Here is a 13,102-nt window from a genome sequence, read left to right as displayed (position 1 = left end):
GTCCCGGGGCGCTGTCAGGAGGGCGCTCCGGCCGGGGCGGGCTCGCGGGCGACCGCGTGCCTGCGGATAGTGGCGCTGATGACCGCCGCGACGGTGCACATCGCGGCGGCGCCGAACCAGGCGTAGGTGTACTGGCCGGTGGCGTCCCGGATGGCACCGGCGCCCAGGGCGGCGGCGGCCGCGCCGAGCTGGTGTGCGGCGAACACCCATCCGAAGACCACGCTGCCGTCCGCGCCGAACGTTTCCCGGCAGATGGCTGCTGTTGGCGGCACGGTGGCCACCCAGTCAAGCCCATAGATCACGACGAAAACGATCATGCTCGGCTGGACTTCGGCACTCAGCAAGAGGGGCAGCACCAGCAGGCCGATCCCCCGGAACTGGTAGTACACGGCCAGCAGGATGCGGGGGTTGAACCGGTCGGTCAGCCAGCCCGAGGCGATGGTGCCCACAATGTCGAAAATTCCGACGACGGCAAGCAGGCCGGCGGCGGTGGTTTCGGCCATGCCGTGGTCGTGGGCGGAGGGGATGAAGTGGGTGCCGATCAGCCCGTTGGTGGTGGCGCCGCAGATCGCGAAACCGGCCACGAGGGCCCAGAAGGTCCGGACGCGGCTGGCCCGCCGGAGGACCTGGAGGGCACGCACGGCGGCATTGCTGCGAGGGCCGCTGTGCGAGGGAGGCTCCGGTGCGGGGACTCCCCCTGCCAGCGCGGGTTCGCCGTACGGAAGGACCCCGACGTCGGCCGGCGAGTTTTTGAGGAACTTCAGCACCAGCGGGACCACAGCCAGGGCTCCGGCGGCGATCAGCAATGATGCCTGGCGCCAGCCCGGATCCTGCGCCAGCAAGGCGATGAACGGGAGGAAGACCAGCTGGCCGGCCGCACTGCCGGCGGTAAGGATGCCGATCACCAGCCCGCGGCTCCTGACGAACCAGGTGTTGGCAATCGTGGCAGCGAACACCAGCGCCATGGATCCGGTGCCAAGCCCGATGAGCAGCCCCCAGGTCAGCAGGATCTGCCACGACTGGTTCACCAGCACCGTCAGGGCGCTGCCGGTGCCGATCAGCACCAGCGCGGTGGCTGTTACTGCCCGGACGCCGAACCGCTCCATCAGCGCGGCCGCGAACGGTGCCGTCAGCCCGAACAGGACGAGGTTGATGCTCACGGCCGCGGACAACACCGTGGTGGACCAGCCGAACTCCTGCTGCAGCGGAACCATCAGGACACCGGGGGCGGCGCGGAATCCGGCGGCTCCCACCAGCGCAAGGAAGGCGACGGCGGCCACGATCCACGCGGGGTGCAGGCGGCGGCTGTTGGTTTCCCTCATGCGGCGGCCGTGGCGAGCCGGACCGGTTCCGCTGAACGGGCCCTGCTGTGCCAGCTGGTGTTGGCCGCCGTCAGCCGTTCGCCGCATTCGGTGCAGGTGTCCGCCGAGGTGGTGGGTTTCCCGCAGCCGGTGTGGATCACGTAAAGATGTGCCTGGTCCGAGGGCGCCGGCAGGTGCTTTTCTGCCCAGATGGTGACGGCGTTCAAGACCGGGAGGGCGTCCTCACCCTTGGGGGTGAGAACGTACTCCTGGCGTGTCCGGCCGCCGTCGTCGTAGGCCTTCCTGGCCAGCAGCCCGGACTCAACCAGGCCCGCCAGGCGCTTGGTGAGCACGGAGTCCGCCACTTCCAGCCGGCTTTTCATGGCGTCGAAGCGGCCGTTCCCGAAGAAGACTTCGCGCAGCACCAGGATGCTCCAGGGGTCGCCCAGGACGTCAAGGCCGCGGGCCATGCTGCAGCTGCGTTGGGACCAGTCGGATCGAAGAGGCATAGGGAAAACCCTAGCTGGCTTTCTTCAAGAAAGCCAGCCACCTTCGTGGTTTACGGGATGGCCGAGAACGCCTGCTCCAGGTCCGCCACCAGGTCCTCGACATCCTCGATTCCGCAGGACAGCCGGAGCAGGTTCACCGGAACGGCGAGCTCGGTGCCCTTGACCGAAGCGTGGGTCATCTCGGAGGGGTAGTTCATGAGCGACTCGATCCCGCCCAGGGATTCCGCGAGGGTGAACACGGACGTGGACTCCGCCACCTTGCGCGCCGCTGCTTCACCGCCCTTGAACTGCACCGAGACCATGCCGCCGAAGCTCCGCATCTGCTTCCTGGCGAGCTCGTGGCCCGGGTGGGACGGCAGGCCCGGGTAGAGGACGGCCTCCACCTCGGGACGTTCCAGCAGCCACTCGGCCACGGCCTGGCCGTTAAGGCTGTGGCGGTCCATCCGCACGCCGAGCGTCTTCAGGCCCCGGGTGGTGAGGAAAGCGTCCATGGGGCCGGAGACGGCGCCCACGGCGAACTGCACAAAGCCGATCTTCTCCGCCAGTTCCGCGTCCTTGACCACCACGGCGCCACCCACGACGTCGGAGTGGCCGCCGATGTACTTGGTGGTGGAGTGGACCACGACGTCGGCACCCAGGGCGAGCGGGGTCTGCAGGTAGGGCGACGCGAAGGTGTTGTCCACCACCAGGAGGGCACCGGCGTCGTGCGCTATCTCTGCGAGCGCCGCGATGTCGGTAATCTTCATCAGCGGATTGGAGGGGGTTTCCACCCAGAGGATCCGGGCTTTGTTCGCAGTAACCGCCCCGCGCACGGTGTCCAGGTTGGCCATGTCCACCGGTGTATTGCCGATTCCCCAGCCGCCCAGGACCCGGCTGATCAGCCGGTAGGTGCCTCCGTAGGCGTCGTTGCCGAGCACGATGTGGTCCCCGGGCCGGGCCAGGGCACGGATCAGCGAGTCTTCCGCTGCCAGCCCGGAGCTGAAGCTGTAGGCGTGCGTGCCCCCCTCCAGCGCGGCCAGCTGTTCCTGCAGGGCGTCGCGGGTGGGGTTGCCGCCGCGGCCGTACTCATAGCCCCCGCGCAGCCCGCCAATGCCGTCCTGGGCGTAGGTGGAACTGAAGTGCAGCGGCGGCACCACCGCGCCGGTGCGGGGCTCGAAAGCCTGGCCGGCGTGCACGGCGCGGGTGTTGAAACCTTGGTTTTGCGGGGTGGACATGGTGCTCCTTTACGGGTGGCGCAGGTCAGGTGAAGCAGTTCAGTTGCTGAGGTAGGCCAGGAGGTCGTGCCGGGTGAGGATGCCCACGGGTGCACCCACGAACGTGACCATGACGGTGTCCACGTCCGTGAGCAGTTCCCTCGCTGCGGAGATGGTTTCCAGGGAGCCGATGACGGGCAGCTTGGGGCCCATGTGCTCGGAGATCTTGTCCGTGAGCTTGGCTTCGCCGCGGAACAGCTTGGCCGTGAGGGTACGCTCATCCACGGCACCCAGCACCTCGCCCATGACCACCGGGGGCTCCTGGGACAGGACCGGTATATGGCTGACGCCGAACTCGTTCATGATGTTGATGACATCGCGGACGGACTCGTTCGGGTGGATGTGGACCAGGTCCGGCAGCTCGCCGTTCTTGGAGCTGATGACTTCACCCACGGAGGTCTCCTCGCCGCCGGACAGGAAGCCGTAGGAGCGCATCCACTGGTCGTTGAAAATCTTGGCGAGGTAGCCGCGGCCGGAGTCGGGAAGGATGACGACGACGACGGCGGACTCGGGCAGGTCCTGGGCCACCTGCAGGGCGGCCACGACGGCCATGCCCGAGGACCCGCCCACCAGCAGGCCCTCCTCGCGGGCCAGCCGCCGGGTCATGGCGAAGGAGTCGGCGTCGCTGACGGCGATCACCTGGTCGGGCACGGACTTGTCGTAGTTCGCGGGCCACATGTCCTCCCCCACGCCCTCCACGAAGTACGGGCGCCCGGTGCCGCCGGAGTAGACCGAACCTTCCGGGTCCGCGCCGATGATCCGGACCACGCCGCCGTCGGACTCCGGCCTGTCAGCCGAGACCTCCTTGAGGTAGCGGCCCGTGCCGGTGATGGTGCCGCCGGTGCCGGCGCCGATCACGCAGTGGGTGACCTTGCCGTCCGTATCCCGCCAGATCTCCGGCCCGGTGGTCTGGTAGTGGCTGCCGGGAGCGGCGGGGTTGGAGAACTGGTCCGGCTTGTATGCACCGGGGGTCTCCCGGACGATCCGGTCCGAAACACCGTAGTAGCTCTGCGGGCTGTCCGGCGGGACGGCAGTTGGCGTCACCACAACCTCGGCGCCGTAGGCCTGCAGGACGGCACGCTTGTCCTCGCCCACCTTGTCCGGGACCACAAAGATGCACTTGTAGCCCTTCTGCTGGGCCACGAGGGCCAGGCCTACTCCGGTATTTCCGGAGGTTGGCTCCACGATGGTGCCGCCGGGCTGCAGCTTGCCTTCCCGCTCGGCGTCCTCGATCATCTTCGCCGCGATGCGGTCCTTGATGGAACCGCCAGGGTTCAGGTACTCGAGTTTGACCAGGACAGTGGCCTTGATGCCTTCTGTCACGTGGTTGAGCTTGATGAGCGGGGTATTGCCGATGAGGTCCAGGATGGACTGGGCGTACTTCATGTGTACAAAGCTACCGCTTCCCCCGCATGCATGCCGTTACCCGGCAGCCTCGGCCTGCTGGTCCGGTGGCAGGTTCTCCCAGAGGCCCATGATGTTGTTCTCGGAGTCCTTGAAGTAGGCGAAGTAGCCCATTCCGGGGATCTCGTTCTTGGGCATCACGACCGATCCGCCCAGCCGCTCCACGGTCTTGAGGGTGGCGTCAATGTCCGGAACGTCCACCGTGATGACGGGACTGGTGATTTCACCTTCTCTGGCCATCATGCCGCCGTTGATGGCGCCCGCTTCCGTGGGCTGGCCGGTCGCCTCGTCCATCGGCGTGGTGATGACCATGTTGTAGTCCATTCCCGGGACGGCGTCGATTCGCCAACCGAGGGCCTCCCGGTAGAACTTCCTGGCCCGCTCCTGATCGTCAGCGGGGATCTCGAAATGCACCACTCCACCCATTGCGCTCACCTGGAATCTCGAAGGTAAGGCGCGGATGCCCCGCGCCACACCTGGGATTCTAGACCCGGAATGCCGGCTGGATAAGGGGCCTTTGGCAGGTGCGTCCGGTTGCCAAAGATGGTGGCGACCGCCTGTTGTCGCTGGGCCGTGGGACGATGGCTGTATGACGATTGCAGAGGTTCCCGCCCGGCTGGCAGCCGCGGCGGACGCCTCTGTCCGGTGGTATCCGGGCGGCCCTTACCACCTTGCCCGGACCCTCAGTCCGCTCCTGCGCGGCAACAGCGATCCGTCCTTCAGTGTCCAGGGAAACGTCATCTGGAATGCGTTTACGACGACGGACGGCCCGGCCGCCGTGAGGTTCAGCTCCGCCGGCGGCCCGGGCCTGGAGCACTGCGTGGACGTCCAGGCCTGGGGCACGGGCGCCGCGGCGGCCGTGCGGGCAGTGCCGCGGCTCCTGGGCGGGGATGACGACTGGTCGGCGTTTGACGAGCCCTCCTTCCATGCCACCCTCCCCGGCATGGTCCGTGAGGCGCGGCGGCGAAGCCGCGACGTCCGGCTTCCCGCCAGCGGCCGCATGGTGGACCAGCTCGTCCCGATCATCCTTGAACAGAAAGTGACGGTGATCGAGGCCCGCCGGGCCTACCGCTACCTTCTGCATCGCTACGGCTCCCCCGCTCCCCAGGCCGGCGCGCTGGCTCCGGCCGGCCTGGTGCTGGCTCCCACCGCCGGCCAATGGCTGCAGGTCCCCAGCTGGGAGTGGCATCGGGCGGGCGTGGGGCCGCAACGTTCGGCCACCGTGATGCGGGCGCTGCGTTCCGCCGTCGCAATTGAACGGCTGGCCGCGCTTCCGGCGCTGGAGGCCGCCGAAAAGCTGCAGGCAATCCCGGGGATCGGCGTGTGGACAGCGGCCGAGGTGGTGCAGCGCACCCACGGCTGCCCGGACTCGGTCTCGGTGGGTGACTACCACCTGGCTGCCTACGTGGGCGCGGCGTTGACCGGCAGCCGGACGGACGACGCCGGCATGCTCCGGCTGCTGGAACCATGGCGGGGGCACCGCCAGCGCGTGGTGCGGATGATCCAGGCCAGCGGCTTCCGCAAACCGACGTTCGGCCCCCGGATGACCATCCAGGACCACCGCCGGCACTGACTCATCGGTGCAACGCGGGGTCACATACAGCCAGATAAACCCCAGTCATCGGCCCAAAAGTGACCCCGCGTTATGGCGGGAATAGGCCCGTTTGATTCTGGCTATGAGGTCCTGGAAACCGTTAGCGAGGTCATCTGCGTTCGGCTTGAAATAGGACCAACCCGCGTTGATGAAGAATTCGTCCCGACGGTTGTCGCGCGACTGTTGTTCCCTCGACCGGTGATGGGCGCCGTCGTACTGCACCGCGATCCGGTGCTTTCGATACCCAAGGTCGGCTGCAGGCGACCTTGGGTCGCCGGGGTCGAGACGGAGCTGCAATTCGGGTTCCGGGAGGCGCGCGTCCAAGAGCGCCAGCCGCAGGAACGTTTCCGGGAGGGAATCCGACCCTACCCGCATCTCATCCAACGCCAGTCGCGCTTTTTCGACACCTTTCATGTTGGGATGCTGCCGTATCAAAAGGCGCAGACCTTCCTTGTAGGCAAACGGCAGGCTGCGGAACTCCAACTCCGGCCGGGGAGTGCGGATCAGTTGGTCACCCATGGCCACGAGATACCGCAAGGGAAGCTTATGGGCCAGGTCAAGCCACGTTCGAGCGGGACCGCTGACCCTGATCCCGTCAATCTCAATGACTTCACCGGGAATTACATGCACGCGGTGACCGATGACCCCGGCCCGACGGACCCTTGGTAATCCGTGAGGCTTGCTGAGGTGGATGAGCGGCTCCTGGCCAAGCCATGGAGGGAGACCCAAATCGAAGAAGATACCGGCAGTCTCGTGCGACACCCAAGCGTCCGGCGTAGCAGCACAGAGAACGCGTGCCCGCTCGACCATGGAAGGCTCGCGGCCGGCGTGCACCCGGATTAGGCGTCCTGCGCCCATCAGGTCCTTGGCCCGCAAACGGTTCGGCGCAACACCAAGGGCCCGCGCCTGATAGACCGTGAATGGCAGTTTTGAGAGCTCCTCGGGGAGTGGCTTCGCAGTAACCATGCCACCCAGTGTGCGCGTTCGGGCAGAACAGCGTCTCACGTTATCCACAGGGCGCCCTTCCCTGGGCAACGCGGGGTCACTCCCTGCCAGAGAAACCCGGATTATCGGGCGGAAAGTGACCCCGCGTTGCCGTAGGTTGCAGTGGAGGGCGAGTCAGAGACCCAGCCGGGCCACTGCTTCCTCGCGCATCTCCACTTTGCGGACTTTCCCGGAGACCGTCATGGGGAAGCTGGCCCGGATGTCCACGTAGCGCGGGATCTTGTAGTGGGCCAAACGGCCGCGGCAGAAGTCGGCGAGGGCAGAAGCATCCAGTGGTTCCGCCCCCGGTTCCAGGATGATGCAGGCCATCAGTTCCTCGCCGTACTGCGCATCCGGGACACCGATGACCTGCACGTCCCGGATGGACGGGTGGGTGTAGAGGAACTCCTCGATTTCCCGGGGATAGATGTTCTCTCCGCCCCTGATCACCATGTCCTTGATCCGGCCCTCGATCACCACGTAGCCGTCCCCGTCCATGCGGGCGAGGTCGCCGGTGTGCATCCATCCCTCGGCGTCGATGGCCTCGGCCGTCTTGTCCGGCTGGTTCCAGTACCCTTCCATCACCGCGTAGCCCCGGGTGCACAACTCGCCGATTTGCCCGCGCTCCAGGACATCTCCGGAGCCCGGGTCCACGATCTTGCTCTCCAGGTGCGGCATGGTCCGTCCCACGGTTTCGGTGCGGTGCTGCAGGGTATCGCCCTGCCGGGTCATGGTGGACACCGGGGATGTCTCCGTCATCCCGTAGCAGATGGCAACATCATGCATGTTCATCTCCGAGATCACCCGGTTCATCACCTCGATGGGGCACAGGGAGCCGGCCATAACGCCGGTGCGCAAGGTTGAGAGGTCGTAGGACGCAAAGTCGGGCAGCGCGAGTTCGGCGATGAACATGGTGGGCACGCCGTACAGCGACGTGCCGCCGAAATCCTGGACAGCTTCCAGGGCGGCAGCCGCGCTGAAACCGCGGCCGGGGATGATGGTGGCCGCACCGTGGCTCAGCGCGTTCAGGTTGCCGATCACCATGCCGAAGCAATGGTAGAAGGGCACGGGTATCACTACCCTGTCGTGTTCCGTGTAGCCGAGCAGCTCGCCAATGGAAAACCCGTTGTTCAGGATGTTGTGGTGCGTCAGGGTGGCTCCTTTGGGGAATCCCGTGGTCCCGGACGTGTACTGCAGGTTGATGGGATCGTGCGGTCCGAGTTCAGCCATGCGGGCCTTCAGGCCGGAATGTCCGACGTCGTCCGCCCGTCGAAGCAGCTCGGCGTAGGTCAGTTCCGCGTCACTGAGGGGGACGCCGGCGTCGAGCCCTTCCCCGCCAGGCGAGGGAAGGAAGACCAGCTGGCGCAGGTCGGGGCACCCTGCGAGCGCCCGGCGGGCCATCCCCACGTAGTCGCTGTTCCGGTCCGACGGCGCCGTGACCAGCATCCGCATGCCGTTCTGCTTCACCACGAATTCCAGCTCGTGGCTGCGGTAGGCCGGGTTGACGTTCACCAGGATGGCGCCGGCCTTGGCCGTGGCGTACTGCAGCAGCGTCCACTCGGCGCAGTTCGGGCTCCAGATCCCCACCCGGTCCCCTTTGGCGACGCCCATGGCGAGGAGCGCACGCGCCAGCCTGTCGACGTCGTCATTCATTTTTGTGTAGCTCCAGCGGCGCGCATCCGCCCCGGGAACAGGCGCCGCCTCAATCAGCGCGTCGTGGAAGGGGAACCGCTCCACCACCCGCTCAAAGTTCGTGCCGATGGTCTCTTCGAGCAGCGGGACGTCAGTGTCCCCGGCTGTGTAAGCGCGCATGGTGGCACGCTACCAAGTGGCCCCCGGCAATAAAAGCACCGCGGAACCACAACACCCGGGTGTCCGGCGCAACAGAGGCAAAGCCCTCCCCTGCTGCCGGTATTGTGAAATCCATGAGTTCACCCATTGACCTGCAGGCAACGTTCATCCCCAACGACGGCGAGTTCCACCGTGTAAAGCTGGCGCTCGAAATAGCCATCGACGAGGTGGTGAACGAACCGGGCTGCATCCGTTACGAGCTGACCGAAGCCACCGAAGAGAAGCTGGTCCTGACCGAGCAGTGGGCGTCGGAGGAGGATCTGGCCAAGCATTCCAAGGGCATCGCGGTGCAGGACCTCAACGAATCGCTGAGCGCGCTGCTGGCGGAACCGGTCAAGGTGGAACGGATCTAGCCTGTCCGAATCAGCTGCTTTAAAGCGAATGCGGGACCTCCCAGTGGGAGGTCCCGCATTCGAAGTTAAGGGAGGATCAGGCGTCCGGGATCTGGGTTCCGTCCTGCCTGCCGGCCGTTGCAGCGGCTTCTTCCCGCTGGCGTGCCACATGGGCATGGACTTCCTCCATGTCCAGCGCCTTCACGGCATCCACCACCTGTTCGAGCTGCTGGGCGTTCAGCGCACCGGGCTGCGAGAACACCAGCACCTTTTCGCGGAAGGCCATCAGCGTGGGGATGGACGAGATGCCTGCCTCGGCGGCCAGCTGCTGCTCCGCCTCCGTGTCCACCTTGGTGAAGAGGACATCCGGGTGCTTCTCTGAGACCGCTGAGTACGTGGGCCCAAACTGCTTGCAGGGGCCGCACCATTCCGCCCAGAAATCCACCAGGACAATATCGTTGTCTTCGATGGTGGATGCGAACTGTTCACCTGTGATGTCAAGGGTAGCCATGTGTCAACGGTACGCGTGATGCCCGGACCTGTCCTGTTCAGGGAGCCCTTGTTCGCTCCGCGCGTGATCGGGAATAACCGGGCGCCCTCCATGTACACGGCCGCCCGCGGAGCCTAGTCTGGGGGTCACCAGCCGCTGTGTTCGCGTCCAGGAGGGCTCATGGCCACCGCTGTTTCCGCCCGGTCCCTGACCAAGAGGTTCGGCCGCAGGGAAGTGCTGCACGGCATTGATTTCGAGGTGGAGACCGGAACGGTGTTCGGCGTGATCGGACCCAACGGCGCCGGCAAGACCACCACCATGCGCTGCCTGCTGGACATCATCCGGCCCAGCGGGGGCGAGATCCGCGTCCTCGGCATTGATCCGCGGCTGGGCGGACCCGGGCTTCGCCGCCGCATCGGCTACCTGCCCGGAGAGTTGTTCCTCGAAGGCCGGGTGACGGGCCGCAAGCTGCTGGCGCACTACCAGGCCATCAGCGGGCCCGTTCCGCCGGGGCGCATTGACTGGCTCGCCGAGCGGCTGGGGCTGGACCTCGACCGCCACACGCGCCAGCTGTCGAAGGGCAACAAACAGAAGCTCGGGCTGGTCCAGGCGTTTATGCACCAGCCGGAACTGCTGGTCCTCGATGAACCCACGAGCGGCCTGGATCCGCTGGTCCAGCAGGAGTTCCACGCGATGGTGCGGGAGGCGAAACACCGCGGACAGACCATCTTCCTCAGCTCCCACGTCCTGAGCGAGGTGCAGCAGACGGCGGACACGGTGGCCATCCTCCGCGATGGCCGGATCATCACCGTCGAGTCGGTCGAAGGGCTGCGCGAAGGGGCCGTGCGCCACGTCCGCTTCGCCACGCACGGCATCCCGGCGTCCGACGCCGTGGCGCTGCTGTCGGGGGTGCCCGGCATCGGACAGGTGGAGGTGCTTGAGGCGGACGGCAGCGTGACGCTGTCCGCTGTACTGGAGGGCGCCATCCAGCCGCTGGTCAGGATGCTGGGTTCCCTTGAGCTGACGGACCTGGTGCTCGATGAGCCTGACCTGGAGGAAGCCGTGCTCAAGATGTACTCAGGCCAGCCGGAGGACGCGCGGTGACAACACTTCCCTTGTTCCGCCGCGCCTTCCTCGACACGTGGCGCTCCACCCTGGGCTGGGCGGCCGGACTGGCCGCAGCCTGTTTCCTCTACCTCCCGCTGTACCCGTCCCTCGGCGGCAGCGCGGAAATGCAGGACATGGTCAACGCTCTCCCCCCGGAGATGACAAAGGCGCTGAACTATGACCAGATCGCCACTGGACCCGGCTACGCACAGGCCACCCTGTACGGACTCCTTGGCTTCATGCTGATGACCATAGCCTCTGTCGCCTGGGGCGCCGCGGCCGTGGGCGGGGACGAGGAATCGGGTCAGCTGGAACTGACCCTGGCCCACGGTGTGTCCCGCGGCCAGGTGGTACTGGAGCGGGCGCTGGCACTGTTCCTGCGCGTGGTCCTGCTTGCTGCCCTGGTCTGTGCGCTCGTCTGGCTGCTGAACGGGCCCGCGCAGCTGGATATCAAGCTGGACAATCTGCTGGGTGCCACCGTCCTGTTTGCCGGGCTGGCGCTCCTCAGCGGAACGGCTGCCCTGTGCGTCGGCACTGTCACGGGCCGGCGGACCTATGGACTGGCCGCGGGCGCCACCGTGGCCGTGCTCGGTTACGTGTTCAACGCCGTGGGGCGCCAGAGCAAGGAGGTGGAGTGGCTGCTGGAGCTGAGCCCCTACCACTGGGCGTACGGCAATTCGCCGGTGGCCAACGGGGCGGACTGGGCGGCGGCAGCGTGGCTGTGGGGCATTTCGGCGGCACTCGTTGCGGTGGCCGCCGTCGCACTGGAACGGCGGGACGTGGGCGCTTAGGCGCTACGCTTCCCAGTCATGCGGCGCCGGCGTCCTGCTGCCAGGCAGCGCACTGGACGCCCGCCACTCGTGGATCCAGTCGGGGAGGACCAGGTCCGCAGGCGGCTCGCCGAACTCGCGCAGGATCTCCTCCTGGCTGACCGGCCGGCCCTTGGCCACCAGCCGGGTGGCGATGTACGCGCGGGCGTAGACCTCGCCGTCGGCCACCATGCGCTGCTCGAAGAAGATCGCCTTGGCATCAAGCCCGATGATACGGGTCTCGATGGTGTAGTGCTGCCACAGCTGGAGGGACTTCCGGAAGGCGATGGTCTCCGCGGCCACCACGGGGCCCCATCCGCGCCGGCGCATCCGCTTCCAGACTCCGCTGCGCACCATGAGGTCGAACCGGCCCAGGTCCATGAGGGACAGGTACATGCCGTTGTTGACATGCAGGGCGATATCGATGTCCGTGGGCAGCACCCGCAGCGGGAGTGAGGCACTGTCCCAGACCGTCACCGGCGGGCGGCGCGAGGATCGGAAGAGCATCAGGAGGGTTCTCAGGAGCAGGTGCATCCCCTTATGCTACCCGCCAGTAACATGCATGGCCGCAGCCGGCGGTGGAGCTGTTAGTAGGATTTCCTGCATGACCCAACAACGCTACCGGGACCTGGCGGACTGGCCGCTGACGGTGACTGCGCTCGTCTTCCTGGGAGCGTACGCATGGCAGGTGATTGGCAGGCTGGAGGGCAGTGCGGCCATCTGGCTCGAGGCAGTCATGTGGGCGACATGGGGCATCTTCGTGGTGGACTACCTGGCAAACCTGTGGCTCGCGGGCGACCGCAGCACCTGGTTCATCCGGAACCTGCATGAACTGGTGATTGTGGCCCTGCCGTTCTTCCGGCCGCTGCGCCTCCTCCGCCTGGTGACGCTCCTGTCCGTGCTGCACCGGACGCTGGGCGACACGCTCAGGGGACGCGTGGTCACCTACGTGGTGGGCTCGGCCACGATGCTGGTGTTCGTTGGAGCCCTCGCGGTCCTGGATGCGGAGCAGTCCGCACCGGACGCGAAGATCATTACCTTCGGCGATGCCCTTTGGTGGGCCATGACCACCATCACCACCGTGGGTTACGGCGACATGTACCCGGTGACGCCGATCGGCCGCATGGTGGCGGCTGCGTTGATGATGAGCGGCATTGCCGTCCTGGGTGTGGTGACAGCGTCCATTGCGTCGTGGCTGGTCCAGCGGGTGGAGGATACCGCCGAGGCTGTGTCCGAGGCGGAGGAGCCGGTCCGTGCCGAAATGGCGGGGCTCGTGGCGGAAATTGCTGCGCTCCGGGCCGAGATCGCCGAGCTGCAGGAGCGGCGCACGCCGTAGTCCGCCCGGCTGCGGGCAAGTATCGGGTTGCCGGCGGTTGAGTAGTCGGTGCCGCGTTATCGGGTATCCCGCGCAAATATTCGGGTATTTCCTACTGGTGCCGCCCGCCGTGCTCCCTTCCTAGACTCGGGA

14 protein-coding genes are annotated in these 13,102 nt (G+C 66.6%); 5 read left to right on the top strand and 9 right to left on the bottom strand.

Going from position 1 to position 13,102, the window contains the following annotated elements:
* Positions 1-14: 14 nt before the first annotated feature.
* Genes U7114_RS07380 through U7114_RS07360 form a run of 5 tightly spaced genes read right to left on the bottom strand, consistent with a single transcriptional unit; the run spans position 15 to position 4,893 of the window.
* Positions 15-1,322 (bottom strand): MFS transporter, encoded by a 1,308-nt coding sequence (locus tag U7114_RS07380; RefSeq protein WP_323056967.1) that lies wholly within the window; start codon positions 1,320-1,322, stop codon positions 15-17.
* A complete protein-coding gene (locus U7114_RS07375; RefSeq protein WP_157241566.1) occupies positions 1,319-1,810 on the bottom strand; it encodes a winged helix-turn-helix transcriptional regulator in 492 nt (163 codons plus the stop codon). The genes U7114_RS07380 and U7114_RS07375 overlap by 4 nt, the downstream gene beginning before the upstream one ends.
* 50 nt (positions 1,811-1,860) lie before the next feature.
* Positions 1,861-3,024: a cystathionine gamma-synthase gene (locus tag U7114_RS07370; RefSeq protein ID WP_157241565.1), complete on the bottom strand. Its 1,164-nt coding sequence runs from the start codon at positions 3,022-3,024 to the stop codon at positions 1,861-1,863.
* A gap of 39 nt (positions 3,025-3,063) precedes the next feature.
* Complete coding sequence (locus tag U7114_RS07365; protein WP_323056966.1) at positions 3,064-4,449, bottom strand: cystathionine beta-synthase; 1,386 nt, start codon at positions 4,447-4,449, stop codon at positions 3,064-3,066.
* 36 nt (positions 4,450-4,485) lie between these two features.
* On the bottom strand, positions 4,486-4,893 hold the full coding sequence (locus U7114_RS07360) for a VOC family protein (protein ID WP_157243009.1): 408 nt from the start codon (positions 4,891-4,893) through the stop codon (positions 4,486-4,488).
* A gap of 163 nt (positions 4,894-5,056) precedes the next feature.
* Here U7114_RS07360 and U7114_RS07355 point away from each other — a divergent pair, with 163 nt between their 5' ends.
* Positions 5,057-6,040 (top strand): DNA-3-methyladenine glycosylase family protein, encoded by a 984-nt coding sequence (locus tag U7114_RS07355; protein ID WP_157241563.1) that lies wholly within the window; start codon positions 5,057-5,059, stop codon positions 6,038-6,040.
* Positions 6,041-6,085: 45 nt separating this feature from the next.
* Here U7114_RS07355 and U7114_RS07350 read toward each other — a convergent pair whose 3' ends face one another.
* Both U7114_RS07350 and U7114_RS07345 read right to left on the bottom strand, forming a co-directional pair.
* Positions 6,086-7,027, bottom strand: a complete 942-nt coding sequence (locus U7114_RS07350; protein ID WP_157241562.1) for a hypothetical protein — start codon at positions 7,025-7,027, stop codon at positions 6,086-6,088.
* Positions 7,028-7,180: 153 nt separating this feature from the next.
* Positions 7,181-8,857 (bottom strand): AMP-binding protein, encoded by a 1,677-nt coding sequence (locus U7114_RS07345; RefSeq protein WP_323056965.1) that lies wholly within the window; start codon positions 8,855-8,857, stop codon positions 7,181-7,183.
* 113 nt (positions 8,858-8,970) lie between these two features.
* On the opposite strand from U7114_RS07345, the gene U7114_RS07340 reads away from it, so the two are divergent.
* Positions 8,971-9,249, top strand: a complete 279-nt coding sequence (locus U7114_RS07340; protein ID WP_104999812.1) for a putative quinol monooxygenase — start codon at positions 8,971-8,973, stop codon at positions 9,247-9,249.
* A gap of 76 nt (positions 9,250-9,325) precedes the next feature.
* On the opposite strand, the gene trxA is transcribed toward U7114_RS07340, so the two are convergent.
* Positions 9,326-9,739, bottom strand: a complete 414-nt coding sequence (gene trxA, locus U7114_RS07335; protein WP_323056964.1) for a thioredoxin — start codon at positions 9,737-9,739, stop codon at positions 9,326-9,328.
* Positions 9,740-9,898: 159 nt separating this feature from the next.
* On the opposite strand from trxA, the gene U7114_RS07330 reads away from it, so the two are divergent.
* Both U7114_RS07330 and U7114_RS07325 read left to right on the top strand, forming a co-directional pair.
* Positions 9,899-10,822, top strand: a complete 924-nt coding sequence (locus U7114_RS07330; RefSeq protein WP_323056963.1) for an ABC transporter ATP-binding protein — start codon at positions 9,899-9,901, stop codon at positions 10,820-10,822.
* Positions 10,819-11,616: an ABC transporter permease subunit gene (locus tag U7114_RS07325; RefSeq protein WP_323056962.1), complete on the top strand. Its 798-nt coding sequence runs from the start codon at positions 10,819-10,821 to the stop codon at positions 11,614-11,616. Before U7114_RS07330 ends, U7114_RS07325 begins: the two co-directional genes overlap by 4 nt.
* Positions 11,617-11,619: 3 nt before the next feature.
* Here the strand turns inward: U7114_RS07325 and U7114_RS07320 are convergent, their stop codons facing one another.
* Positions 11,620-12,168: an acyl-CoA thioesterase gene (locus tag U7114_RS07320; protein WP_157241558.1), complete on the bottom strand. Its 549-nt coding sequence runs from the start codon at positions 12,166-12,168 to the stop codon at positions 11,620-11,622.
* Between the two features lie 70 nt (positions 12,169-12,238).
* Between U7114_RS07320 and U7114_RS07315 the strand changes: the two genes are divergently transcribed.
* Complete coding sequence (locus U7114_RS07315; protein WP_157241557.1) at positions 12,239-12,970, top strand: potassium channel family protein; 732 nt, start codon at positions 12,239-12,241, stop codon at positions 12,968-12,970.
* The last annotated feature ends 132 nt before the right edge of the window (positions 12,971-13,102 follow it).

The sequence above is a fragment of the Pseudarthrobacter sp. C1 genome (assembly GCF_034720455.1).
Lineage (GTDB): Bacteria > Actinomycetota > Actinomycetes > Actinomycetales > Micrococcaceae > Arthrobacter.
The sequence above is the reverse complement of the archived record's forward strand: the minus strand, read 5'-3'. Positions and strand labels throughout refer to the sequence as shown.